Here is a 25668-nt window from a genome sequence, read left to right as displayed (position 1 = left end):
TAACCTCTCCCGCCTAGCGAAGCTTCGCTTCGCCGGGCGGGGCGAAGGAAACAGGCGCGCTTAATTCGGATGCAAACCCGGCGCTTCCTGGCCGGTACGTTCGACATATTCAGTATAGCCGCCGCCATATTGCTGGATGCCGTCCGGGGTCAGTTCGAGCACGCGGTTCGACAGCGCCGCGAGGAAGTGGCGGTCATGCGACACGAACAGCATGGTGCCTTCGTAATCGCCGAGCGCCTTGATCAGCATTTCCTTGGTGGCCATGTCCAGATGGTTGGTCGGCTCGTCGAGCACCAGGAAATTCGGCGGATCGAACAGCATCTTGGCCATCACCAGACGCGCCTTCTCGCCGCCTGACAACACGCGGCAGCGCTTCTCGACATCGTCACCGGAGAAGCCGAAGCAGCCGGCGAGCGCACGCAGCGTACCCTGCCCGGCCTGCGGGAATGAGTCTTCGAGATTCTGGAAGATCGTGCGCTCGCCATCCAGCAGATCCATCGCGTGCTGCGCGAAGTAACCGAGCTTGACGCTGCCGCCGATGGTGACGTTGCCGTTGTCCGGCTCGGCCGCGCCGGTCACGAGCTTCAACAGTGTCGACTTGCCGGCGCCGTTGATACCCATCACCGCCCAGCGTTCTTTACGACGCACCGAGAAGTCCAGCCCTTCATAGATGGTACGGCTGCCATAGGCCTTGTGGATGTTCTTCAGGCTGACGACGTCTTCGCCCGAACGCGGCGCCGGCAGGAAGTCGAATGACACGACCTCGCGGCGCTTCGGCGGCTCGACGCGCTCGATCTTGTCGAGCTTCTTGACGCGGCTCTGCACCTGCGCGGCATGCGAGGCGCGGGCCTTGAAGCGTTCGATGAACTTGATTTCCTTGGCCAGCATCGCCTGCTGGCGCTCGAATTGCGCCTGCTGCTGCTTCTCGTTCATGGCGCGCTGCGCTTCGTAGAATTCGTAATCGCCGGAATAGGACGTCAGCGAGCCCGCATCGATCTCCATGATCTTGGTGACGATGCGGTTCATGAATTCGCGGTCATGCGAAGTCATCAGCAGCGCACCCTCGTAGCCCTTGAGGAAGCCTTCGAGCCAGATCAGGCTTTCGAGGTCGAGATGGTTCGAGGGTTCGTCGAGCAGCATCACGTCGGGGCGCATCAACAGAATGCGTGCCAGCGCGACGCGCATCTTCCAGCCGCCGGATAGCTTGCCGACATCGCCGTCCATCATTTCCTGCGTAAACGACAGGCCGGCGAGCACTTCGCGAGCCCGGCCTTCCAGCGCGTAACCATCGAGTTCCTCGAAGCGGGCCTGCACCTCGCCGTAACGCTCGATGATTGCGTCCACATTGTCGGCCTGGTCCGGATCGGCCATGGCCGTTTCCAGTTCCTTCAGCTCGGTCGCGACCACGCTGACCGGGCCAGCGCCCTCCATGACTTCGGCGACGGCGCTATGGCCCGCCATTTCACCGACATCCTGGCTGAAATAGCCGATGGTGACGCCGCGCTCGACCACCACTTGCCCCTCGTCGGGCAGTTCGCGGCCAGTGACCATGCGGAACAGGGTCGTCTTGCCGGAACCGTTGGGCCCGACCAGGCCGATCTTCTCACCCTTCAGCAGCGCGCCGGCGGCTTCGATGAAGACGATCTGATGACCGTTCTGCTTGCTGATATTGTCGAGGCGGATCATGGGAACTACGGGCTCACGGGACAGGGATTGAGGCCTGCCAATAAGGCATCCGGCCCGCCCAAGGAAGGATATTTTGCACCGCAAAAGAGCTAAGTGCCTGCCCGCATCTCGCTCAGGCTCTTCATCAGGATTTCCGCGAAAGTCGCCGCGGCTACCGGTAGTGTGCGACCGCGCAGCTGGCACAGCACCAGATCGGCGGTGGGCACATCGCGGGTATCGATCGGGCGGCCGACCAGCCCCATGCCGAGGTTCCCGGTGGGGGCTCCGATCTCGATCTGGAACGAGATCATGTTGCAGCGGAACACCAGCCCGCGCAGCATCTCGAAGGAGTTTGATTCCGCGAGCATGTTGAGGCGCAGATCGCGCCGGGTCGTGACCTCATCGAGAATCTGGCGGCCGCTCAAAGTCCTATCTGGCAGGGCTGCGGGATAATCGACACAATCGGAGAGGCGCAGCATCTTCTTGGCTGCCAGCGGATGATCCGAGCGGGTGATCACCACAAGACGCTGGGGAAGGCTGGCGATGACGCGCAGTGACGGCCACATCGCCGGACGATGCACCAGAGCGAGATCGACGTCGTAAGCCGCCAGCGCGGCCAGCGCGCGCTCGTGATCCATCACCTTGAGGTCGAACACCACTTTCGGATGTTTCTTCTGGAACGCAGCGACGCGCAGCGCCAGAAAATCCAGCGCCAGTGCCTGGCTGCAGGCGATCTGAATCGGACCGCGCCGCAGACCTCTGAGATCCTCGACCTGCGATCTCATCCGCTCGGCATCGGCAATCTGGCTGCGCGCGTAGCGCACGAACATCTCGCCGGCGGTGGTCAGCTTCACGCCCCGCGGCCGGCGCTCGAACAAGGGCGTGCCGATTTCGGCTTCGAGGTCCTGAATGCGCCGGTTCATCGCGGAAGGCGTCAAGTTGAGCAGCTCCGCGGCGCGGCGGATCGAGCCGGTGCGGGCCACTTCGACCACATGGGTCAGCAACCGCAGATGCCTCATTGCCCCTCGCCTCTCAAGTGATGCCTTTTTCACACCGGTCACTGGAAAAGATAGCAGCAGATGTGACCACTCGAATAGGTCTATCCTGATTCACACAGGAAGATAGTCGCGAGAGCGACGTCGCCCACCGACCAATCATGTCACGTTTCGCAACAGGAAAGCATCGATGACCGAACGCCGGGCACTTCGTGGATTACTGACGCTCGTATTAGCCTTGGGCGTAGCCGCAGGAACGTTCACTCTTGCCCAGGCTGCCGGGCCAACCAAGATCAAGTTTACCCTCGACTGGAAAATCCAGGGCCTGCATGCGTGGTACTACTGGGCGAAGGCCAAAGGGTACTTCAAAGATGAAAATCTCGACGTAACGATTGATCAGGGCGAAGGCTCGGCGGCGACCGTCACGCGGATCATGTCGGGCGCTTATGATGCCGGCTTCGGCGATATCAACGCCATCATTCAGAATGCCGCCACCAAGCCGGACGATGCACCGGTGATGGTCTACATGATCTATAACAAGACGCCGTTCGCGCTGCTCAGCAAGGCGGATGGACCGATCAAAACTCTCAAGAATCTCGAGGGATCCAAGCTTGCCTCGCCTTCCGGCAGTGCGTCGCTGAAACTACTGCCGCTGCTCGCCAAGCAGAACGGCATCGATTACAGCAAAATCAGCATTCTGCAGGTTTCGCCGGCCTTGCAAGAACAAATGCTGCTGCAGGGCCAGGTGGATTCGATCGCGGTGTTCGCGGCCACCAGCTATCTCAACCTGGTGTCGCTCAAGGTCGATCCCGACAAGGACTTCCGCTGGAATTTTTATTCTGACGCCGGCCTCGACCTTTATTCCAACGGCGTAATGGTGTCGCAGAAGCTGCTGAAGGAACATCCGGAGGCGGTGAAAGGTCTGCTGCGCGCCATTAACCGCTCGATCAAGGAAACCGTCCAGGCACCGGACGCCGCCATCGACCTGCTCGCCACCGAGGAACCACTGATCAAGAAGGATATCGAGAAGCGGCGCCTGACCTACGTTTACAACAACTTCATCAACACGCCGGAGGTCGGGGATCTGGGCCTCGGCGAGCTCGATCAGAAGCGCCTGACTTCGGCGATCTCCACCATCGTCACCTCGTTCGAACTGCCGCGCACACCGAAGCCCGACGACGTGTTCAACGATACGTTCCTGCCGGCCAAGCCCGACCGGATTCCCCCGACCATCGCGCCGTAATGACAACGGCTCGCTCCACCGGCGCGCCGCGTCGCATCACCTGCGCTCATGTGCTTGGCCCGAACGGGCCGATGCCCGGCGCACAGGTGATCGCGCTGCACGACGGCAAGATCCAGTCGATCGCGCGGACAACTGAAGCAGCAGAGCCGATCATGGCGCTGCCCGCTTTGGTCAATGCCCACGACCACGGCCGCGCGGTCCGCACCAGCTCCATCGGCGCCGACGCCAAGCCGCTGGAGTCCTGGATCCACTATCTCGCATTGTTTCCTGCGGTCGATCCCTATGTAGCGGCCTGCGTCGCGTTCGCCAGCAGCGCGCTGGGCGGCGCCGGTATCGTCATGAACCATTACACCCGCGTGCAGGGTTTCACTGATCTGCCGACCGAACTGGCCGAGGTATCGCGCGCGGCACGCGATGTCGGCGTGCGCGCCGGCCTCGCTGTGGCAATGAGAGATCGCAATCCTTTGGTCTACGGTCCCTCGGAACCTGTGCTAGCAGCGCTGCCGCCGGACGTTCGGGCGGAGATCGCGCAGCGCTTCACGCGTCCGCCGCTGTCACCGCGCGATTACATGACGCTAGTGGACGAGATTGTCTCCGCTGCCGATGGCCCGACATTCGATGTGCAATATGGTCCCAATGGCGTGCAGTGGTGCAGCGACGCGCTGTTGCAGGCGACCGCCGACGCCTCGGCAGGCACCGGCCGCCGTGTCCACATGCATCTGCTCGAGACCAAGTATCAACGCCAGTGGTGTGACGCCAATTATCCTGGCGGCGTAGTCCGCATGCTGGACGAGATCGGTCTGCTGTCCCCGCGGCTGACGCTGGCACATTGCGTCTGGGCCCGGCCCGATGAACTCGAACTCCTGGCCGAACGGGGCGTCGTCATTTCGGTCAATACCAGCTCCAACCTGCATCTGCATTCGGGCCTGGCTCCCATGACCCGGATGTGGACCGCCGGATGCCGGGTCGCCCTCGGCATCGACGGCAAAGCATTCGACGACGACAACGATGCACTGCGCGAGCTCCGACTGTCACATCTGCTTCATGCCGGCAGCGGTTTCGATCAAGTCGTGACCCGCCACCGGGCGCTGCATGAAAGCGTAAGCAATGGCCGCTTCGCCGTCACCAATATCGCCAGCGACGGCGGCCTGCGCCACCGCGCCGATGCGGACATGCTGCTGCTGGACTGGAACGCCCTCAACGACGACGCGCTGCGCAGCGATCTCGACCCGATCAATCTCCTGTTCTCGCGGGCAACCGCGCGCCATATCCGGGAGGTGATCGTCGCCGGCCACACGATCGTACGCGATGGGCATGTCACCGGGATCGACTTCACGGCAGCGCGGCAGGAGATTCTGGCGCAGATGCGCGCCGGCATGCCCTCTGGCCAGAACCTGGCTGGGGCCCTCGCTGCACTCGACGGCGTGATTGCCGCAAGCTTTTGCGGATGCTGCTGACGCGCCTGCGCCTCGCGGCTCTGCAAGAGCCAGCCCGAACAACGCGCTATCTGGACGATTCCAAGTGAGGCCTTTTTTGCACCACTTAAGCAAAAAGATAGCAGCAGATAAGTGCACTCGGATAGGCTTAACTTGTTCCTGAGGGCGGCCGCAGGCAGAAACACCCCACCGGCCGATCGTGTCACTCTTCTCAACAGGAACGCACCGATGACCGGACGCCATGCATTTCGTGGATTGCAGACGCTTGCCCTGACACTGATCGTGACGGCCGGATCGTTTGTCGCCGCGCAGGCCGACACCAGGATCAAGATGGTCCTGAACTGGAAGTATGAAGGTCCGCAGGGCATGTTCTTCCTGGCGCAGGATCGCGGCTACTTCAAAGCTGAAGGCCTCGACGTCAGTTTCGACCAGGGTAACGGCTCTGGTGCGGCGGTGCCGCAGGTCGCCAACGGGGCCTATGACATGGGGTTCGGCGACATCAATGCGCTGATCGAACTTGCCGCCAAGAAGCCGGACGAAGCGCCGATCGGCGTCTATCAGATGTACAACCGCCCGCCCTTCACGGTGGCGGTGAAAGCCGACAGCCCAATCAAGACCCCCGCCGATTTCGTCGGACGCAAGCTCGGCGGTGCGGCCAACGACGGCGCGCTGAAGCTATTCCCGGCGCTCTGCGCGGCGACCAAGATCGACTGCAGCAAGGTCGAGGTTACCAACATGCAGCCGAATCTGCGCGAACAGATGCTGATGAAGGATCAGGTCGATGGCGTGTTCGGCTACATCACCACCATCCGCTTCAGCGCCAGGCTGATCGGCATCGATCCTGAAAAAGAGATTCGCTTCATCAAATTCGGCGACTACGGCATGGATCTCTATTCCAACGCCATCATCGTCTCGCGCAAGTTTGCCAGGGAAAACCCCGACGCCGTGAAGGGCTTCCTCAAGGCGCTCAACCGCGGCGTCAAGGATGCCATGGCCGATCCGAAAGCCGCCATCGAGGCAGTGCAGAAGCGCGAACCGCTGATCAAGCCGGAGATCGAACGCGCGCGCCTGGAAGCCACGCTGTCCGACGAAATGACTTCGCCGGAAATTTCAAAGATCGGCCATGGCGACATCAGCGACGAACGCATGAGCAAGGCGATCGATATCCTCGTCAGCGCCAAGGAGCTGCCACGCACGCCGAAGGTCGGCGACGTGTTCGACCGCAGCTTCATGCCGCCGCTGGCGGATCGTCCGACGGCCATCAAGGCCGCGATGTAACGCAAGGCCGCCCTGTGAACCGTGCGCCACAGCACCCGGCTTCTCCTACACCACCGAAAGACAATCCCATGAAACTCTCCCTCGAAAATCGCGTCGTCATGATCACAGGCCCCGCCAAGGGGATGGGCGCTTCCATCACCCACGCCTTTGCCGAGCAAGGCTGCAAGCTGGCGCTGCTGGGCCGCGATACATCGGCGATCGAGCCGGTTGCGGCTGAAGTGAAGGCTAACGGCGGCGAGGTCATCGTCATTCCCTGCGATCTCACGAAGTCCGAGCAATGCGAGGCCGCGGCGGAGAAGACCAAGGCGGCGTTCGGCGGGCGCATCGACATTCTTGTCAATGTCGCCGGCGGCTCCGGCCCGATCGGCAAAACGGGGGTGCAAACCACGCCGGAGGAGTTCGACGAGATCGTCACGCTCAATATGAACGGTTGCTTCCACTCCATGCGCGCGGCGCTGCCGACCATGATCGATCAGCGCTACGGCAAGATCGTCAATGTTGGCGGCACCTTCGGCATGCGCGGCCGCGCCGGCCGCATGGCCTACTCGGCCTCGAAATGGGGTCTGCGCGGCATCACCAAGAGCTTCGCGCTCGAGGTCGGCCCGCACAACATCAACGTCAATTGCGTGGCGCCTGGCATGGTCGATGGCCCGCGCTTTCGCGACAAGGTCTGCCGCGACATGGCGCTGAAGCTCGGCATCACCGAACAAGAAGCCGCCGAGCGCCACGCCATGGACTACGCGCTGCGCCGCGTCACCGTCGATGCCGACGTCGCCAATGCCTGCCTGTTTCTGGCCAGCGACGTCTCGCGCCAGATTACCGGCGTCGACCTGCCGGTCGATGGCGGTTGGGCAATGCTGTGAGCGAGGGGGCTAACATGGGCGACAAGGTTGATTTGGTCATCAATGGCGGCACCATCGTATCGCCCGATGCAAGCTACAAGGCTAGCATCGCCATCAAGGACGGCGTGATCCACGCTATTGGCGCGCCGGAGGCGATGCCGCCGGCGACGCAGATACTCGACGCCACAGGCCTTCATATTCTGCCCGGCGCCATCGACGTGCACGTGCATTTCCGCGATCCCGGCTATCCGCAGAAGGAAGACTTTGCCAGCGGCACCGCCGCGGCGGCCTTTGGCGGTGTCACCACCGTGTTCGACATGCCCAACACGCTGCCCACCATCAACAATGCGGAAGCACTGGCCGACAAGCACAGGATCGCCTCCTCAAAAGCCTATGTCGACTACGGGCTCTATGCGGTGCTGGGCGAAGACAGCATCGAACATGTCGACGCGCTGATCGATGGCGGCGTGATCGGCTTCAAGCTCTATATGGGCAACACTTTCGGCCGCATCCCCTCGCCGACCACCGGCGCGATGCTCGAAGCCTTCGAAGTGGTGGCCCCGACCGGCAAGCGCATCTCGCTGCATGCCGAGACCAATTCCATCATGGAGCGCCGCGAAGCGCGGCTGCGTGCCAGCGGACGCATCGAGCCGATCGCGCATCTGGCAGCACGGCCCGCCGTCGTCGCCGTCGAGGCCGTCGCCCGCGCGGCGATCCTCGCCGAGTGGACCGGTGCGCGCATCCACGTGCTGCATATTTCCTCCGCTGCCGAACTGCAGCCGCTGGCCGAAGCCAAGGTGCGGGGTGTCGACATTACCGGCGAGACCTGCCCGCAATATCTGCTGCTGTCGGAGACCGATTACGAAAAATTCGGCGGCGTCGTGCGCGTCAACCCGCCGGTGCGCGAGAAGCCCAACCAGCAGCCGCTGTGGAACGCGCTGATGGATGGCACGATCGACATGATCGCTACCGACCATGCGCCACATGCACCGGACGAGAAGACCCGGCCGGATATCTGGACGGTCGACTGCGGCTTTCCCGGCGTCGAGACCCAGATGCCGCTGATGCTGACCGAGATCAACAAGGGCCGCGCCACCATCAACGACTACGTGCGCTGGAGCGCCGACAGCCCCGCCAAAATCTGGGGCTTGTATCCACGCAAGGGTACGCTGACGGTGGGGTCCGATGCCGATATTGCCATCGTCGACCTCAAGCGCGAATGGACTGTCGACGACGCGATGATCCAGTCGCGCGCGAAGATTTCGCCGTGGCATGGCCGCAAGGCCTCGGCACTGCCGATCCATACCATCGTGCGCGGCCGCTTCGTGATGAAGGACCGGATCTTGCAAGAGGAAGCCCGCGGCACCGGGCAATCGGTGCATGCGATCCAGCAGATGCCGCCGGCGACGCCGGTCAACACCGACTCGACCATGGCCGCGATCACCTCCGTGCAGAAAGCCTGACCCGATGAACGCACCGCTCGCCCACCCAAAGCCCCGCGCTGTGGACAATGTGATCGAGCTCGAAAAGGTGCGCGTCACCTTCGGCACGGCGAAGAACGCCGTGACCGCGCTGGCCGAGACGTCGCTACGCATAGACAAGGGCGAATTCGTCGCCCTGGTCGGTCCGTCCGGCTGCGGCAAGTCGACGATTCTGAAACTGGTGGCCGGCACGCTGAATGCGACCCAGGGCAACGTGTTCGTTGCCGGCCGCGAAATCGGCGCGGGTGCGGCGCGCATCGGCATGGCGTTCCAGAACCCCACGCTGCTGCCGTGGCTGAATATCCGCGACAATGTCATGCTGCCACTGAAGATCGTGCCGCCGTTCAAGGAACGCTTCAGCGCCAAGCGCAAGACCGGATATCGCGACCGCGTCGAGGCATCGCTCAAGCAGGTCGGCCTCGGCGGCTTCGGCGACAAGTTTCCCTGGCAGCTCTCCGGCGGCATGCAGCAGCGTGCCTCGCTGTGCCGGGCGCTGATTCATGATCCGACCTTGCTGTTGCTCGACGAGCCATTCGGAGCGCTCGATCAGTTCACCCGCGAGGAACTATGGGAGATCATGCAGAACCTGTGGATCGAGAAGCGCCCGACGGTGCTGCTGGTGACTCACGACCTCAAGGAAGCCGCCTATCTGGCGTCGCGCATCTGCGTGATGCAGGCGCGGCCCGGTCGCATCGTCGATGACAGCACGGTGCCGTTCGCGCGGCCGCGCACCATCGACGTGTCGTTCGAGCCGGATTTCGTCACGCTGACCCAGCGCCTGCGCCAGCGCATCGTCGCGGCTCGCGCCGTTCAGGAGATCGTGTCATGAGCGAACGCGTCCGCCGCCAGGTCATGTCCACCGCCTGCATCATCGGCTTCTTCGTACTGTGGGAATTGTTGTGCCTGATGTTCCATGTCTCGGACATCGTGCTGCCGCGGCCGAGCCAGGTGCTTGCGACGCTCTGGACGCGCTTCCCCGCGATCTGGCCGCATGCGCTGCAGACGCTGTACACAACCATGGTTGGGTTCGGCTTCGGCATCGCGATCGGCATTCTCCTGGGCATGCTGATCGGCTCGTCGAAGCTGGCCTATGACGTCGCCTATCCGATGCTGGTGGGATTCTCGTCGATCCCGAAAGTCGCGGTGGTGCCGATCTTCGTACTGTGGTTCGGCGCGGGCACCGTGCCGGCGATCCTCACCGCGATGATCATGTGCATCTTCCCGATCGTCGTGAACGTCGCCACCGGCCTTGCGGCGACAGAGCCCGAATTGCAGGATGTCATGAAGACGCTGCGCGCGACCAAGCTGGAAATTCTGTGGAATGTGGGCCTGCCGCGCACCATGCCGTACTTCTTCGCCTCACTGAAGGTGGCTGCGACGCTGGCTTTCGTCGGCACGGTGATTTCGGAGACCGTGGCCTCCAATCGCGGCATCGGCAATCTGATGATGATCGCGTCGTCCAGCTTCGATGTGCCGCTGGTGTTCGCCGGCCTGTTCATTCTGGCTGCATTGGGCGTCGGTTTGTATATTGTGTTCTCGCTGATCGAGGCGCGCGTCACCGGCTGGGCCGTGCGCAGCGACAGTTTCGCCGCCGGCGGCTGAACACAGGACATTCCATGACGCAGACACTGCTTCCGAGCCCGACGACCGTTCATTGGGGTTATTTTGACGCCACGCTGAAGCCGATCGCCACCATCGATCCCGGCGAGACGGTCACGATCACAAGCGTCAGCGGCACGCGCGAGAACCTCCCGACAGAAGCGGGCATGACCATCCGCCCCGAACTTGTCGCCATCCTGGATGCCGTCACGCCAGAACTCGGGCCGCATATCCTCACCGGGCCCGTCGCCGTGCGCGGCGCCCAACCGGGTGACGCATTGCGTGTCGAGATCCTTGATGTCCAGCTCGCGGATGACTGGGGCTATACGCTCTTCAAGCCCGGCATGGGCACGCTGCCCGACGACTTCGACTATTTCCGCCGCGTCCATATCGGACTTGATCGGGCCAATGGCGTGGTGAAGACGCCATGGGGCATCAAGCTAAAGGCGCAGCCGTTCTTCGGCGTGATGGGCACCGCGCCGAAACCCGCAGTCGGCCGGGTCAGCACGACCATGCCCTCGCATTTCGGCGGCAATATCGACAACAAGGAGCTCGGTGCAGGCTGCGTTCTCTATCTTCCTGTCTGGACCGAGGGTGGCCTGTTCTCCTGCGGTGACGGTCACGCCGTGCAGGGCGACGGCGAAGTCTGTGTGACCGCCGTCGAGACCGGCCTCACCGGCACGTTCAAGATCGATCTCGTCAAGAATGCGCAGTTGGAGGCACCCTATGCCGAGACGAAGGATCACCTCGTCTCAATGGCCTTCGATCCCGATCTCGACGAAGCCGCGCGTATCGCGCTCCGCCGGATGGTGAGCATGATCGTGGCACGCACGACGCTGACGCCCGACGATGCCTATATGCTCTGCAGTCTCGCCGCCGATGTCCGCGTCACCCAGCTGGTCAATCTCGACAAGGGCATCCATGTGATGATGCCGCATGCGGTGCTGAACCAGTCGAAGCGCTAAACCGCGCGTTCGGCCGGCTCAAACGCGACCTCTTCGTCGTCGATCTTGTCGACGAAGGTTGCCGGCACCAGGCGCTTGCGATTGATGGTCAGATCGAACACGTCGAAGCGATTGTAGTAACCGACCACGTCGTGAAACTGCTTCGGCTCGATGCAGCGGCGCAGGTCGAATTCGGCATAGGCGATGCCCTCCTCGTCCTGCAGCACGTCGCCAAGTACTTCGCCGGTTGGATCGACGAAGAAGCTGGCGGCGCGCTGCGTGCTATCGATCACATCGACCACATCGGGATCCCGCGCGATCAAAAAGTCACGCATCGCCTTGTCCATATAGCCGGCGGTGACGATGCCGAAGGCCTTGGCCTCGAACGAATGCGCGCTGGCACGAATGCGATTGGCGGCGACATTGTTGAAATTGCCGCCGCTGCTCGGGCGGCGCGTCGGCCACATCGGCGGCCAGCTCGAAATGTGGATCTGCTCGGCCTGCGCCATCAGCGTATAGCGGGCCAGCGGATTGGTGTTCTCGCCACAGATGAGATTGCCGACACGCCCCACAGGCGTATCGGCGACACGGAGGCCTGCGCCATCGCCGGCAGCCCAGACCAGCTTCTCATAGAACGTCGGCACCAGTTTGCGGTGATGATTGAGAATGCTGCCGTCGGGCCCGATGAGGACATTGCTGTTCCAGATCAGGCCGACGCTGACCGGCGAGCTCTCGCTGATCCCCATCGAAACCGTCACGCCAAGCGCCCGCGCCTCGTTGCGCAAGGCGGCCATTTCCGGACCTGCAATCGAGACCGACTGTTCGGCCATCGTCACGAACAGATCGTGATTCTCGATCGGCGCCCACAGCGCCGCCCAGACCGGAAACGCCGGGATATAGGTTTCAGGAAATGCGATCAGCTGCGCTCCTGCGGCAGCAGCCTCGCGAATGATCGAAATCGCCTTCGCCGTGGTGGCTGCGCGATCGAGAAATACCGGCGCAGCATGGACCGCAGCGACTTTAACCTGTGACGACATCGTCATTCTTCCTCTTGCATCGATGCAGCGATGTCTCAGGCTCGTCGGAAGGCCCGGAAATGTCGCTGAACCATGTTCGAGGAGGAACCTATCCATTCGGGGCCGCGGGACCACGGGGCATTTCTGCAACCCGGGGTGCACGGACCACCATGCTTCGAGGATCGACCGGGCCAGGCTGGGCGCCTCGCTTCACCACGTCTGGTTTCGGGAGTTGTCGCCGATGCCGTAGCCATAGCTTGTCGGCGCACTCGCATAGGAATCCATCGGCCGCACCGGCGGAGCAACGGAAGGAACCGTCACGCGGGCGGGAGCATGGACACGTCGCTGCTGTACACGGCGGGCTGCGCTGATGTCGGTGGAGAGCCGGGGATCTCCGATCCAGCGATAGGCCTTGTCGGACGCCGCCGAGCTCTCCGCCATGGAGGTCAACATCACGAAAGCCACGGATGCGGGCACTAAGAGCCACCGCCGGGCCGATTTCATCATCGTGTTGCGCGCAGACATTTGAGCGATCCTTTCATAGTGGTTGAGATAGCGAGATATTTTGGGGTGGAGCATTGATGCGAACTATTCGTCAAAGGCGGGGCGATCATGCAAGCGTCCGTGGCCCGCTTCTGGATACTCCCCGAGGAGCATCACTGCTGTGTTGCGAGTGCGGACATCATCATGTTGTCGCGGCGCCAGACGTTGGGGCTGGCCCCGGTCGCGCGGCGAAACTGGCGGCACATATGGGCCTGATCGGAGAAGCCACAATCGATGGCGATCTCGCAGAGTGACTTGCTGCTGGATGTCATCAGCTCCATCGCACGCGTCAGACGGCGGGAGACGATATAGGCATGGGGAGATTGGCCAAAGGTGGTCTTGAACGCATTTGAGAAGTAACCGCAACTCAGGCGAGCGAGACTCGCGAGATCCGATACTTGGATCGCCTCATCCAGATTTGAATCAATGTGGCGCTTGATCCGCTCCGCCTGCCAGCGTGCGAGGCCGCCCCTCGCGGGGCTGACGGGCGACGATTGGGAGGGCGCCTCGAGCAGCGATGCAGCCTGCCTGATGCAGCGAAGAGCCGCACCAACATCCGATCCAATCGCCTGCCGTGCATCTAGCAGGAGCTGGGCGACCGTCGTAGAACTTGCGTCAGACAATATACCGGCAAACGAGTCAGAATTCTGGGACTGTGAATCGAGCAGCATATCGGTCTCCTTTGGATGGTGAATGCCATCGACATCGCGATGACTTCGACGATCCAAGGATGAGAGATTCCGGCCGCGCTAACCATTCTACGAGGATAGAGATTCAAGAAACGAAGGTAATCCCGCCCTATACCAAGGTTTATCCTGGGCGAGACGCCACCGACTTCAGACGACTTCACCATTCCCTGCAGGACGCACGCCCTGCTTCCTATTTTGCGGCTCAAATGACCAATTCTGATCGGGTGCACCGCCCCTCACAGCTGCCCATGGCCATTGCGACAGCTATCCTTGCTGCAGGCATTTTCGCGTTCGACGCCTTCAGCACATTCGAGATCGCCGTCGCGGCGCTTTATATCGTCGTGCTGCTGATGGCGCTCCGTTTCACCAATGTCACGGGTATCATCCTGATCGCCCTCGGTTGCATCGGCCTGACAATCCTCGGCTATCTGATCGGCCACGCGAACGACCCCAATGAGGGAGCAATGCTGCGCGGCGCCGTCAGCGCGCTCGCCATTGCCATCGCCGCCGTGCTCTGCGTCCAGATCAGGATGTCGGACGCAAGGCTTCGGCAGAGCGAAGAGCGCTATCGCAACATCTTTCAGGGCACGAGTGTTGCCATCTGGGAGCAGGACTTCACGGAAGCGGCCAATGCCTGCGCACCGATCCTGCAACAAGGCATTCCCCGGTTGCGCGATTACTTCATCGCCAATGAGGGCTTCCTCAAGCATTGCCTGTTTCTGGTGCGGACCCTCGACGCGAATGACGCCGCAAAGCAATTGATCGGCGATCTCGACCAAAAGAACGTTCAGCAGTCCTGGGATGCGGCACTCGAGCCGGAGACTTTGGTCGCCTTTCGCGAAATCCTGCTCGCATTCCTTGCGGGAGAAAGCTCTTTCACGATTGAAGCGGCGATCCGTGCCGTCAATGGCGAGTTGCGTACCACCATCGTCACGGCAACCTTTCCCACCGATCGATCTCGTTCGGTCCTGATCAATTCGCTTGATGTCACCGCCAAGATCGCAGCCGAGCAAGCACTCCAGCAGAGCATTGCAGAACTCACCCGCGTGTCGCGCATCGCGACCTTGGGTGCCTTGACGGCATCGATCGGCCATGAGGTCAATCAGCCACTTGCCGCCGTGGTGACCAATGCAGAGGCGGCCTTGCGCTGGCTGTCGCGGGAGCGGCCCGATATCGGCGAGACCACGGCCTGTCTCAAGGAAGTCGTGCAGGAGGGGCGCAGGGCCGGCGATATCATTCATCGGCTGAGGTCGCTCGCCGTGAAGGGCGAGTTGGCGCGCGGCCCGGTCGACGTCAACGCCATCGTCACGCAGGTACTGGCGATGGTTCAGCGCGATCTGGTACAGCACCAGATTTCAGCAGTCCTCGACCTGACACCCGATCTGCCCACCATCGCCGGCGACGAAGTACAGCTTCAGCAGGTGCTGATGAATCTCGTCAACAACGCCGTCCACGCCATGAAGGCGACCGAGACGAAAGAGCTGAAAGTGTGGTCGGCATTCGACGCGGCACGAGGAATTCTCGTCTCGGTGCGCGATTCAGGATCAGGTATCCCGGACGACCATATGCAACGCCTGTTCGCGCCGTTCTTCACGACAAAGGCCGAGGGGATGGGCATCGGCCTGTCGATCTCCCGCTCCATCATTGAGTCGCATCACGGGCGCATCTGGGCGGAACGAAACGAGAGTGGTGGAACCACCTTTCATTTCATGATACCGACAGCCACCGCAGAAGGACCCGGCAGCCTTGCCTAACGACGCAGAAGCACCTTTGGTCGTCGTCGTGGACGACGAAGCCGCCATCCGCACTGCGGTTGGCAGTCTGCTGCGCTCGGTCGGATATGAAGTCAGCTTCGCCTCCTCGGCGGTCGAGCTTCTCGAGAGCGACATTCTCACCAGGGCCAGCTGCCTTGTCCTCGATATCCGGCTGCCGATCGTCAGCGGCCTCGATTTTCAGAAGCGTCTCGCGGATATCGGCGGTAATACGCCCATCGTCTTCATGACCGGCCATGCCGATGTGCCGATGACGGTCCGCGCCATGAAGGCCGGAGCCGTCGATTTTCTCGCCAAGCCGTTTCGCGATCAGGAAATGCTCGATGCCGTCGCCGGCGCGGTGGAGCGCGACCGCAAGGCGCGGCAGGAGCGCGATGGACTGGCCGATATCAAGGCGCGCTTCGGCACATTGAGCGCACGCGAGCGTGAGGTCATGGAGCTGGCCACCGCAGGATTGCTGAACAAGCAGATCGCCGCAAAGCTGAACCTCAGCGAAATTACGGTTAAGATCCATCGCGGCAAGATGATGAAGAAGATGGATGCGAAATCCTTCGCCTCTCTGGTGCGCATGGCCGAGGCCATCGGCATGAAACCAGCCCCGGGTACCTCCCGATAAACCTCAGTATGATTTCACTACACGGCGTTATTTGACAATATCCTAGGCGAAACGGCTCAACACTGGGGTCGCTGTCAAAGCTGCCGTGTGGAGATTGCGTTGAACTCTGAACATGCCATTGCCATCATCGACGATTCCTCGTCGGTTCGCCGCGCGCTTGAAAGCCTGCTGCGATCGCTGGGCTTTGTCGTTCTCAGCTTCGAATCCGCCGAAGCGTTTCTGACATCGCCGTCGGTGCTCGCTACGTCATGCGTGGTGACCGACGTCGAAATGCCGGGCCTCACCGGCATCGACCTCTATGAGCGCATGCGCTCGGACAAGAACCAGACGCCGGTCATTTTCATCACGGCCAATTCCGAGCAAAAGGTGCGTCAGCGGCTGGGCAACACGCCCTGCGTCCTCAACAAGCCGTTTGAAGTCGACGAACTAGCCGCCTGCATCAACCAGGCTATCGCGACACCATAGCAGCACTGATCTTCCCAATAGCGATGGCACCGATCCCCCAATAGCGATGGGCTCACATGCCCTATATGCCGTCACGCGGCGGTTTTAACGCGCGCGCGTGTCGGATACTGTGCGCGCACTTACATGGGGGAATGACATGAGTTTGTCTGGAGTTTTTGCGCGCGTCGTGGCGGTCATCGGCGGCGCGGCGCTGCAGTGGCGCCGCCTGCAGGGCAATACGCACGCGCCCGCCTGGGGCAGCGCGCCAGTGGTGCCGGAGGCCAAGCCACAAGGCGCCATCCCCACATTGAAGATGCCGACCGCTCAGGGTTGGGCCGCGGGACAGAAGCCAGTTGTAGCGCCCGGGCTCAAGGTCAATGCCTTTGCCTCCGGCCTAAAACATCCGCGCTGGATCAATGTTTTGCCCAACGGTGACGTCCTCATCGCGGAGGCGACGCAGGTCGCAGGCCCGGTGCGTAACATGTTCGGCTATGCGATGCAGGCGACGATGCGGCGGGCCGCCGCGCTCGGCATCAGCGCCAACCGCATCACGCTGCTGCGCGACCGGGACGGCGACGGCGTCGCCGAGACCAGCCAGACCTTCATGGAGGGGCTGAACCAGCCGTTCGGCATGGCGCTGCTGAACAACACATTCTATGTCGGCAATGTCGATGGCGTGGTGGCCTTCCCTTATGTGGCGGGCGCAGACAGTATCACCGCGCCGGGCAAGAAACTGACCAATTTCAAGTCGGGCGGCCACTGGACGCGGAGCATCCTGCCGAGCCCGGATGGCAGCAAGCTGTATATCGGCGTCGGCTCGCTGAGCAATATCGCCGAGAGCGGCATGGAAGTCGAAGCAGGCCGCGCGGCTGTCTATGAACTAGATATCGCCAGTGGCAAGAGCCGCATCTTCGGCGCCGGCTTGCGCAACCCCGTCGGCCTCGCATGGGAACCGACGACCGGCACGTTGTGGACCGTCGTCAATGAGCGCGACGGCCTCGGCGACGAGACGCCGCCGGATTACCTGACCTCGGTGCGCGACGGCGGCTTCTATGGCTGGCCCTATTGCTACTGGGGCAAGACGGTGGACGACCGCGTGCCGCAGGATCCGGCGCTGGTCGCCACCGCGATCACCCCCGACTATGCACTGGGCGGGCATACCGCCTCGCTCGGACTGTGCTGGTTGCCGGCCGGCACGCTGCCGGGCTTCCCTGACGGCATGGTCATCGGCCAGCACGGATCATGGAATCGCAGCACGCTCAGCGGCTACAAGGTCGTCTTCATCCCGTTCGTGAACGGCAAGCCGTCCGGACCGCCGCGGGATATTCTGTCGGGCTTCCTCGCACCCGACGAGAAAGTGTCCTATGGACGCCCTGTCGGCGTCACCCTCACCCCGGACGGCGCGTTGCTGGTGGCCGACGATGTGGGCGACGTGATCTGGCGTGTGACGGGCGCGGCCTAAGACCTGCGGAATAATCCGGCGGGCTCGTGAGGCGCGCGTTAATCGCGCGCTCCACGCTCCGACCTTACTTCATTGTCGGCATCACGAATTCCGGACCTTGCGCAATGCTCGTCGGCCAACGGCTGGTGACGGTCTTGAGCCGGGTATAGAAGCGAACGCCTTCCGGTCCGTGCATCGAATGATCGCCGAACAGCGAAGCCTTCCATCCACCGAAGGAATGGAATGCCACGGGCACCGGGATCGGCACATTGATGCCGACCATGCCGACGCGGATGCGATGAGCGAATTCACGCGCGACGTCGCCGTTCTGCGTGAAGATGGCCGTGCCGTTGCCGTATTCGTTGTCGTTGATCATGCGCGCTGCCGTCGCATAATCCGGCGTACGCACCACGGCGAGCACCGGCCCGAAGATCTCTTCCTTGTAGATCTTCATCTCGGGGGTCACATGGTCGAATAGCGAACCACCGATGAAGTAGCCGCCTTCATTGGACCGGAAGTCCCGGCCATCGACAACCAGCTTCGCGCCCTGCTCGACGCCGGAATCCACATAGCCACGCACCTTGTCGAGATGCTGCTGGGTCACCAGCGGGCCCATTTCGGATTCGGCATTGAAGCCAGACCCGACTTTGAGCGCACGAATCTTCGGCTCCAGCTTGGAGATCAAGGCATCCGCCGTCTTCTCGCCGACCGGCACCGCGACCGAAATCGCCATGCAGCGTTCGCCGGCCGAGCCATAGGCAGCCCCCATCAATGCGTCCACCGCCTGATCGATGTCGGCATCCGGCATTACAACCATGTGGTTCTTGGCGCCGCCGAGTGCCTGGCAACGCTTGCCGGTGCTGGTCGCGGTCGAATAGATGTAGCGCGCGATCGGGGTCGATCCGACGAAGCTGATCGCTGCAACATCGGGATGATGCAGCAGCGCATCGACGGCTTCCTTGTCGCCGTGCACGACGTTGAACACGCCGGCCGGCAGACCTGCTTCGGCCAGCCATTCGGCAATCAGAAGCGATGCCGACGGGTCACGCTCCGAGGGCTTCAGCACGAAGGTGTTGCCGCAGGCCAGTGCCACCGGGAACATCCACATCGGCACCATGACCGGGAAGTTGAACGGCGTGATGCCGGCCACGACACCAAGCGCCTGACGTACGCCATAGCTGTCGACGCGTGTGCCGACGTTCTCGCTGACTTCGCCCTTCAACAATTGCGGAGCACCAACAGCGAATTCGACGACTTCGAGGCCGCGCTGGATTTCACCCTTGGCGTCCGACAGGGTCTTGCCGTGCTCCGAGGTGATCACCGCCGCGAGATCGTCGATGCGGTCTTCGCAGATGCGCAGGAATTTATTGAGAATACGGGCACGACGCAGGGATGGCGTATCGGCCCAGCTTTCGGCAGCCGCGCTTGCGGCAGCAACCGCGGCGCCCACTTCGGACGTGCTGGCAAGACCCACCTGAGCAGTTTGCTCGCCGGTGGCCGGGTTGAAAACAGGCGATGTCCGGCCGCTACGGCCCGCGACGAGCTGCCCGCCGATATAGTGCTTGATTTCCGAAGCCATCGAACTCTCCTTTGATGCTCCGGCGGTCTTGCGCCGCTTCCCTGTCCCGGACAACGCGAAGTATTGCGGCTTCGATGTGCAGCAAATAGAGTCCGAGGATGGATTGGGACAAAGTTCGGATTTTCCTGGAAGTCGCCCGTACCGGCCAGATTCTGGGCGCCGCCAAACGGCTGAAACTCAATCACGCAACGGTGGCGCGCCAGCTCACCGCCCTCGAAAAAGACCTGAAGACAAAGCTGCTGAACCGGCAGACGACGGGCTCATCGCTAACGCCATCAGGGGTCGCGCTGCTCGCAGCGGCCGAGCGCGCCGAATCCGAACTGCTCAAGGTTGGATCGCAGCTGACATCGGCCGCGGACAAGGTGGCGGGCACGGTGCGGATCGGCGCACCGGACGGGCTCGGCAATTACTTTCTGGCTGACAAGCTTGGCGGCTTTGCCGCAGCCAATCCGGATCTGATCGTCCAGCTCGTGGCGCTGCCGCGCACCTTTTCGCTTGCCAAGCGCGAGGCCGATATCGTGGTGACGCTGGAGCGGCCCGACGAAGGGAAACTGATCTGCACCAAGCTCACGGACTACACGCTGAGCGTCTATGCGTCGGAGGACTATCTGGCCCGGTCGACGCCGATCCGCGAGCCCGGCGATCTCGCCAATCATCTGCTCATTACTTACATCTACGACATCATCTACAGCCGCGCGCTGGACTATGCGTCGACCTTCAGCGAACTGATCACCCGCCGCTTCGAATGCGGCAGCGTGGTCGGCCAGCTTGAAGCGGTTCGCGCCGGTCACGGCGTCGGCATCCTGCACGATTATGCCGCGCAGCTTTATCCCGAGCTGAAGCGCATCCTGCCGGCCAGCCGCTTCACCCGAAGCTATTGGCTCGTCTCGCATCCCGACACGCACGACACCAGCCGGGTCCGAGAAGTCCGCCGCTACATCGTGGCAAGGGTGCGGGAGGCGCGCAGCCAGTTCGTCGTGCAATAGGTCACAGCCACTGCGCTCAGCTTGCGGAAACGACCGCGCCGAATTTGGTGAAGAACTCGCCGGCCAGTTTCTTGGCGGTGGAGTCGATCAGTCGCCCACCGAGCTGCGCCAGCTTGCCGCCGATCTGGGAATCGACCTCATAGTGCAGGATCGTTTCGTCGTCGCCCGCGGCCTCAAGCCTGATCGCCGCGCCGCCTTTGGCGAAGCCCGCAACGCCGCCGGAGCCCTCACCGGTGATCCTGTAGCCGTTCGGCGGATCGAGATCGCTCAGCGTCACCTTGCCGCCGAAGGTCGCTTTCACTGGTCCGACCTTGATCACGACCGTCGCCGTCATCTCGGTTGGCGAGGTCATGTCCAGCACCCGGCAACCGGGAATGCACTGCTTCAGCACAGCGGGATCGTTGAGTGCGGCCCAGACTTTGTCGCGCGAGGCCGGAACGGTTTGGCTGTCTTTCATCTGCATGGGAGTGACCTGTCTGCAAGTATGCGCGTCAGACCGCGCAATAACGTTCCTGAATTTCCTTGTCGGCCAGCAATGCCGCGGAGCTGCTCTCATAGACGACCTCGCCCTGATCCATGATGATCGCGCGATCGGCGAGACGCAGCGCCCATTCCACATTTTGCTCGACCAGCAGCAGCGTGACGCCTTGGTCGCGCAGCTTGCGGAACAGCACGCCCATCTCCTCCACCAGCACCGGCATGATGCCTTCCGACGGCTCGTCCAGCAGGATCATCTTGGGTTTGGCGATGGTGGCGCGGGCGATGGCCAGCATCTGCTGCTCGCCGCCGGACATGGTAACGCCTTCCTGATCGAGGCGCTCCTTGAGGCGCGGAAAGCTCTCTGCGATTTCCTCGATGGCTTCGCGCTCGTCGATCTTCCCGCGGCTGGCAACGAGACCAAGCTGGAGATTTTCGCGCACCGTGAGTCCCGGAATGATCCGGCGCTCTTCGGGCACATAAGCAAGCCCCAGCCTGAAACGATCATGGGCGGGCATCGACGTCAGGTCGTTACCGTCGAAGGTCATGCCGCCCGTGGTTTTCGACATCAACCCCATGACCGAACGGATCGTGGTGGTCTTGCCGGCGCCGTTGCGTCCGACCAGTGCGACGACTTCGCCCTGCGCCACGGAAATCGAGACCCCGTGCAGCGTATGGCTGGCGCCGTACCAGGCGTTCAGGTCTTTGGTTTCAAGCATAGCCATCGTTCTGTCCCAGATAGACGCGACGAACCTCGGGGTCCGTCTGAATGTCGTGCGGCGTGCCATCAGCGATCAGCCGGCCATGGTGCAGCACCAGAATCCGGTCGCTGAGGCCGAGGATCATCTTCATCTTGTGTTCGACCAGGAGGATGGTGCGTTCCGCCGCCAGCTTCTCCAGCAGCGCCACCATTTCCTTGGTCTCTTCCGGCCCCATGCCTGCGGTCGGTTCGTCCAGCAGCAACACTTCCGGATTGGAGATCAGCGCGATGGCAATCTCCAACGCACGCTGCTGGCCATGGGCTAGAAACTTCGCGGTCTCGTCGCGCTTGGTGACCAGACCGACAGCCTCCAGCGCCGCATCGGCTTTGGCATCCAGCTCCGTGAACTTGTTCCGGTTGGTCCAGATATTGTAGCGCGAGCGACTGGCCTGCGCAGCGACACGAACGTTCTCGTGGACGCTCAGATCGGGAAAGATGTTCGTGATCTGATAGGAGCGTGCGATGCCGCGATGCACGAATTCGTGCTGCTTCGTGCCCTTGAGATCGTCGCCCTTGAAGCGGATTGATCCGCTGGACGGCGTCAGCACGCCGGACAGCACATTGAAGAACGTGCTCTTGCCGGCACCGTTGGGGCCGATGATGGAGGTGACGCGGCCCGGCCGGAACTCTGTCGTCACGCCTTGCAGCGCGACGAAGCCGCCGAACCTCACTCCGATATCGTGGACGGCGAGAAGCGGCGCGTTCATCGCATGACCTTTGTGAGAAATGTGCCCCAGATGCCCTTGGGCAGAAACAGCACGAACAGCACGAAGATGGATCCGACGATGATCTGCCAGTGCGACGTCCACAGCGAGAACACGTCTTCCATCACCAGGAACACCAATGCACCGATGAACGGGCCGAAGAAGCTGCTGGCGCCGCCCAGCAGAGTCATCATCACGATCATGCCGGAGGACAGGTAGTGCAGCGAATCCAGCGGCACGAAGGCCAGATGCAGCGCCGACATAGTGCCGCCAAGCGCGCAGATCGTGCCTGACAGGGTAAATGATAACAGCTTGGTGCGCTCGACATTGTAGCCGCAGGTCCGTGCACGACGCTCGTTCTCGCGGATCGCCTCGATGGCGGCGCCGAAGGGCGAGTTGAGAATGCGCGAGACGAGCCACAGCGCTAGCGCTGCGAATACCATCAGCACGTAGTATTTGTTGACCGGGTCGAGAAAATTGATCTCGAATCCGAATAGATTGATCTTGTTGACAGTGAAACCGCGCAGTCCGTTCTCACCACCTGTCCAGGACGGTGTCTGGAGCGCCACGTAATAGACCAGCTGCGCGAGAGCAAGCGTCACCATCGAGAAGTAGATGCCGCGCGTGCGCGTGGACAGCGCGCCCATAACGAAGGCCAGCAGCGCACCGCCAATAACGCCCATCAGCACCGCGAGATACCAGGGCACACCGAACTGCCCGATGGCGATGCCGGTGATGTAGGCCCCGGTGCCGACAAAGGCTGCATGGCCGAATGATAGCAGGCCGGTATAGCCGAACAGCAGATTATAGCCGACGGCGACCGTGCCGTAGATCAGGACGTTCACCGCCAGCGCCTTGGACGGCAGCAACCACGGCAACAGACAGAGCGCGAGGATCGACAGCGGGACGCGATATTTGGTCACGAGCGATTTGAAGCGGGCAGGCTTTCGCGCACTGGCGGAAGGAGAAACGGCGAGCGCCGGTGATGTCATGGTCCGCTCCGTTACGCGAGTTTGCCGAACAGGCCCTGCGGCCGGATCAGAAGAACGATGGCCATCAATGCGAACATCACGATAGTCGCCATTTCCGGTGCGAATAGCGCGGTCATGCTGATCACGACGCCGACCAGAAGACCCGCGATGATCGAGCCGACCAGCGAGCCGAGGCCGCCGATGACAGTCACGACGAAGGCTTCGGCCAGCACTAAGGCGCCCATCTCGGGATTAACTGACCGCATCGGGCCGGAGAGCACGCCGCCGAGCGAGGCGAGACCAACACCGAGCCCGAACACCAGCAACCAGACCTTGCTAATATCGACGCCGAGCACCTTCATCATGGTCGGATCTCGCGCGCCGGCGCGCACGATCAGACCGAATTTGGTCTTCTCCAGCCCCAGCCACAACAGCACCACGACCAGGAAGACGACGCCGACAACGAAGATGCGATAGATCGGAAAGAAACCGACGCCGAGATCGACCACCCCGGTCAGTGATGACGGCGTCGGGAATGGAATGCCGTCACTGCCGAATACGATCCGCACGCCTTCCACCAGCACGTAGCTGAGACCGAAGGTAAGCAGAAGCGGATCGTCGATCGAACGGCCGTAAAGCGGACGTATCAGGACATATTCGATTGCCATCCCGAACACGCCGATCATGATGGGGGCAACGAGCAGCCCCCACCAGAAACTACCGGTCAATGAGGCGACCCACAGCCCGGCATAGGCGCCGACCATGAACAGCGCGCCATGCGCGAAGTTCACCACACCGAGCATGCCGAAAATGATCGACAAGCCGAGCGCGGTGATCACGAGGATCGCACCGAGGGCAACTCCGGAGAAGAGTTGCATCAGAATGAGTTCTGTATCCATGGACGACGAATGCTTTCGTTAGGCCGGGAAGCCGAGTTCAGTGCAGCTGCGCAGCACGGCCTCCGAAGCCGGCTCATTGGCCACGATGCTGAACAGATCGCTGTCGCCCTTCATATCGGCCTTCTTCTTGGACTCGAGCACGAGCACCGACTGGACCGACTGGTGATCGCATTTGCGATAATATTGCGGGCCCTTGGCGACATCGTATTTCAGGCCTTCCAGCGCCGCGATCACCTTGTCGGTGTCGGTACCGCCGGCCACCTGCATCGCCTGCAGCAGCGACGAGACGCCGGTATAGCCATAGGCGCCGTAGTCGGTCGGGATCGCGCCGCCATTGGCCGCGCGATAGGCGTCGTTGAACGCCTTTGCGCTCGGCAACTGGCTCTCAAGGCCCCAATAGTAGTTAGAACCGCCAACGACCCCTTCGAACACTTCCGGGCTCACCGCCAGCCGCTGGTTATGCAGCAACACTGGCACGACGATCTTGGCCTGCTGCTTGAGGCCGAAATCCACCGCCTGCTTGATTGAATTGGCCTGATCGCGGCCAAAATTGCTGATGCACAGGATATCCGGACGCATCGAGCGCAGACGCGGCATGAAAGTCGAGTAATCCGCAGCACCGAACGGGTGCATGATCTCACCAACGGTCTCGGCGCCGATCACGGCCTGCGCACGCTTGAATCCGCGCAGCATTTCATGGCCATAGGCATAGTCGGCCACGAGATGCGCAACCTTGGTGCCCTTCTTGAAGGCGTGCCGCGCCACCGCGCCTGCGGTCATTGTCGGGTTGAGCGCTTCGTGGAAGGTGTATTTGCTGAAGTCCTTTACCTCGTTGATGGTGTCGGACTGGCTGATGGAGACATAGAGCACGCCGCGCGCGCGCGTCACTTCGTTGACAGCGAGCTGCACCGCGCTGGACAGCGATCCGACAATCGCATGCACCTTGTCTTTTTCGATGAGCTCGAGCGTGCGGGTCGCGGCCTCGCCGCCATTGAGCTTGTCATCGCGCACCAGCAGCTCGATCTTGCGACCGTTGACGCCGCCCTTGTCGTTGAACTGCTTGACCGCAAGCTCTGCGCTCTTGACCTGATCCTTGGCTTCCGCCGCGAACGGGCCGGTCAGCGGTGTCGGAAAGCCAATACGGATGGTGTCGTCGGCCGCGCGTGCGATCCACGGCATGGCGACGATGCTCGCGCCGGTGCCGAGCGCGGCCAGCACATGGCGGCGCGAAATATGATTGCGTTTGGTGTCTCGAATGTCCTTCGTCATGATGTCCTCCGTTTGATTT

The 25668-nt window shown here is 62.1% G+C and carries 25 protein-coding genes; 13 read left to right on the top strand and 12 right to left on the bottom strand.

Annotated elements, in window-relative coordinates; all coding sequences use genetic code 11:
- Positions 1-60: 60 nt before the first annotated feature.
- Positions 61-1686, bottom strand: coding sequence for an ABC-F family ATP-binding cassette domain-containing protein (locus tag AB8A50_RS22925; RefSeq protein ID WP_439078996.1), 1626 nt, complete (start codon positions 1684-1686; stop codon positions 61-63).
- An 89-nt stretch (positions 1687-1775) separates the two neighbouring features.
- Positions 1776-2684 (bottom strand): LysR family transcriptional regulator, encoded by a 909-nt coding sequence (locus AB8A50_RS22920; RefSeq protein WP_175369547.1) that lies wholly within the window; start codon positions 2682-2684, stop codon positions 1776-1778.
- Between the two features lie 166 nt (positions 2685-2850).
- Between AB8A50_RS22920 and AB8A50_RS22915 the strand changes: the two genes are divergently transcribed.
- The 8 genes from AB8A50_RS22915 (at position 2851) to AB8A50_RS22880 (ending at position 11504) form a co-directional block, all read left to right on the top strand.
- On the top strand, positions 2851-3903 hold the full coding sequence (locus AB8A50_RS22915) for an ABC transporter substrate-binding protein (RefSeq protein ID WP_115031772.1): 1053 nt from the start codon (positions 2851-2853) through the stop codon (positions 3901-3903).
- Positions 3903-5360 (top strand): amidohydrolase family protein, encoded by a 1458-nt coding sequence (locus AB8A50_RS22910; RefSeq protein ID WP_439078995.1) that lies wholly within the window; start codon positions 3903-3905, stop codon positions 5358-5360. Before AB8A50_RS22915 ends, AB8A50_RS22910 begins: the two co-directional genes overlap by 1 nt.
- A gap of 207 nt (positions 5361-5567) precedes the next feature.
- The gene (locus AB8A50_RS22905) at positions 5568-6617 is read left to right on the top strand and encodes an ABC transporter substrate-binding protein (RefSeq protein ID WP_439078994.1); all 1050 of its coding nucleotides are present in this window, start codon (positions 5568-5570) and stop codon (positions 6615-6617) included.
- Positions 6618-6685: 68 nt separating this feature from the next.
- Positions 6686-7480: an SDR family NAD(P)-dependent oxidoreductase gene (locus tag AB8A50_RS22900; RefSeq protein WP_439078993.1), complete on the top strand. Its 795-nt coding sequence runs from the start codon at positions 6686-6688 to the stop codon at positions 7478-7480.
- A 14-nt stretch (positions 7481-7494) separates the two neighbouring features.
- The gene (gene allB / locus AB8A50_RS22895; RefSeq protein WP_439078992.1) at positions 7495-8922 is read left to right on the top strand and encodes an allantoinase AllB; all 1428 of its coding nucleotides are present in this window, start codon (positions 7495-7497) and stop codon (positions 8920-8922) included.
- A gap of 4 nt (positions 8923-8926) precedes the next feature.
- Positions 8927-9769 (top strand): ABC transporter ATP-binding protein, encoded by an 843-nt coding sequence (locus AB8A50_RS22890; protein ID WP_439078991.1) that lies wholly within the window; start codon positions 8927-8929, stop codon positions 9767-9769.
- Complete coding sequence (locus tag AB8A50_RS22885) at positions 9766-10542, top strand: ABC transporter permease (protein WP_068737726.1); 777 nt, start codon at positions 9766-9768, stop codon at positions 10540-10542. Before AB8A50_RS22890 ends, AB8A50_RS22885 begins: the two co-directional genes overlap by 4 nt.
- Positions 10543-10556: 14 nt before the next feature.
- Positions 10557-11504 (top strand): acetamidase/formamidase family protein, encoded by a 948-nt coding sequence (locus tag AB8A50_RS22880; RefSeq protein ID WP_439078990.1) that lies wholly within the window; start codon positions 10557-10559, stop codon positions 11502-11504.
- Here the strand turns inward: AB8A50_RS22880 and AB8A50_RS22875 are convergent.
- The 3 genes from AB8A50_RS22875 to AB8A50_RS22865 form a co-directional block, all read right to left on the bottom strand.
- Positions 11501-12520 (bottom strand): carbon-nitrogen hydrolase family protein, encoded by a 1020-nt coding sequence (locus AB8A50_RS22875; protein ID WP_439078988.1) that lies wholly within the window; start codon positions 12518-12520, stop codon positions 11501-11503. The genes AB8A50_RS22880 and AB8A50_RS22875 overlap by 4 nt on opposite strands.
- Before the next feature lie 189 nt (positions 12521-12709).
- Positions 12710-13024 carry a hypothetical protein gene (locus AB8A50_RS22870; protein ID WP_231078455.1) on the bottom strand — a complete coding sequence of 105 codons (315 nt, stop codon included), beginning with the start codon at positions 13022-13024 and terminating at the stop codon, positions 12710-12712.
- 131 nt (positions 13025-13155) lie between these two features.
- Positions 13156-13713, bottom strand: coding sequence for a helix-turn-helix domain-containing protein (locus tag AB8A50_RS22865; protein WP_439078987.1), 558 nt, complete (start codon positions 13711-13713; stop codon positions 13156-13158).
- A 266-nt stretch (positions 13714-13979) separates the two neighbouring features.
- Here AB8A50_RS22865 and AB8A50_RS22860 point away from each other — a divergent pair, with 266 nt between their 5' ends.
- The 4 genes from AB8A50_RS22860 to AB8A50_RS22845 all read left to right on the top strand — a co-directional run bounded on the left by AB8A50_RS22860 (position 13980) and on the right by AB8A50_RS22845 (position 18025).
- Positions 13980-15485 carry a sensor histidine kinase gene (locus AB8A50_RS22860; RefSeq protein ID WP_439078986.1) on the top strand — a complete coding sequence of 502 codons (1506 nt, stop codon included), beginning with the start codon at positions 13980-13982 and terminating at the stop codon, positions 15483-15485.
- Positions 15478-16119: a response regulator transcription factor gene (locus AB8A50_RS22855; RefSeq protein WP_439078985.1), complete on the top strand. Its 642-nt coding sequence runs from the start codon at positions 15478-15480 to the stop codon at positions 16117-16119. Before AB8A50_RS22860 ends, AB8A50_RS22855 begins: the two co-directional genes overlap by 8 nt.
- Before the next feature lie 99 nt (positions 16120-16218).
- On the top strand, positions 16219-16584 hold the full coding sequence (locus AB8A50_RS22850) for a response regulator transcription factor (RefSeq protein WP_176454687.1): 366 nt from the start codon (positions 16219-16221) through the stop codon (positions 16582-16584).
- A gap of 136 nt (positions 16585-16720) precedes the next feature.
- Entirely contained in the window at positions 16721-18025 is a 1305-nt protein-coding gene (locus AB8A50_RS22845) for a PQQ-dependent sugar dehydrogenase (protein ID WP_439078984.1), read from the top strand.
- A 64-nt stretch (positions 18026-18089) separates the two neighbouring features.
- Here the strand turns inward: AB8A50_RS22845 and AB8A50_RS22840 are convergent, their stop codons facing one another.
- Entirely contained in the window at positions 18090-19583 is a 1494-nt protein-coding gene (locus tag AB8A50_RS22840) for a CoA-acylating methylmalonate-semialdehyde dehydrogenase (RefSeq protein WP_439078983.1), read from the bottom strand.
- A 98-nt stretch (positions 19584-19681) separates the two neighbouring features.
- Here AB8A50_RS22840 and AB8A50_RS22835 point away from each other — a divergent pair, with 98 nt between their 5' ends.
- Complete coding sequence (locus AB8A50_RS22835; protein WP_439078982.1) at positions 19682-20569, top strand: LysR family transcriptional regulator; 888 nt, start codon at positions 19682-19684, stop codon at positions 20567-20569.
- 16 nt (positions 20570-20585) lie between these two features.
- On the opposite strand, the gene AB8A50_RS22830 is transcribed toward AB8A50_RS22835, so the two are convergent.
- Genes AB8A50_RS22830 through AB8A50_RS22805 form a run of 6 tightly spaced genes read right to left on the bottom strand, consistent with a single transcriptional unit; the run spans position 20586 to position 25649 of the window.
- On the bottom strand, positions 20586-21032 hold the full coding sequence (locus AB8A50_RS22830) for a CoxG family protein (RefSeq protein WP_439078981.1): 447 nt from the start codon (positions 21030-21032) through the stop codon (positions 20586-20588).
- Positions 21033-21060: 28 nt separating this feature from the next.
- Complete coding sequence (locus AB8A50_RS22825; protein ID WP_093757994.1) at positions 21061-21765, bottom strand: ABC transporter ATP-binding protein; 705 nt, start codon at positions 21763-21765, stop codon at positions 21061-21063.
- A complete protein-coding gene (locus AB8A50_RS22820; RefSeq protein ID WP_439078980.1) occupies positions 21758-22513 on the bottom strand; it encodes an ABC transporter ATP-binding protein in 756 nt (251 codons plus the stop codon). The genes AB8A50_RS22825 and AB8A50_RS22820 overlap by 8 nt, the downstream gene beginning before the upstream one ends.
- A complete protein-coding gene (locus AB8A50_RS22815; protein ID WP_439078979.1) occupies positions 22510-23502 on the bottom strand; it encodes a branched-chain amino acid ABC transporter permease in 993 nt (330 codons plus the stop codon). Before AB8A50_RS22815 ends, AB8A50_RS22820 begins: the two co-directional genes overlap by 4 nt.
- 11 nt (positions 23503-23513) lie before the next feature.
- Positions 23514-24380, bottom strand: coding sequence for a branched-chain amino acid ABC transporter permease (locus tag AB8A50_RS22810; RefSeq protein ID WP_092140480.1), 867 nt, complete (start codon positions 24378-24380; stop codon positions 23514-23516).
- A gap of 18 nt (positions 24381-24398) precedes the next feature.
- Complete coding sequence (locus AB8A50_RS22805; protein WP_439078978.1) at positions 24399-25649, bottom strand: ABC transporter substrate-binding protein; 1251 nt, start codon at positions 25647-25649, stop codon at positions 24399-24401.
- Positions 25650-25668 lie beyond the last annotated feature (19 nt).

It is taken from the genome of Tardiphaga sp. 841_E9_N1_2, from assembly GCF_051811065.1.
In the GTDB taxonomy this organism is placed as follows: domain Bacteria; phylum Pseudomonadota; class Alphaproteobacteria; order Rhizobiales; family Xanthobacteraceae; genus Tardiphaga; species Tardiphaga robiniae.
Note: the sequence above shows the minus strand (reverse complement) of the source record. Positions and strands in the feature narration are given on the sequence as shown.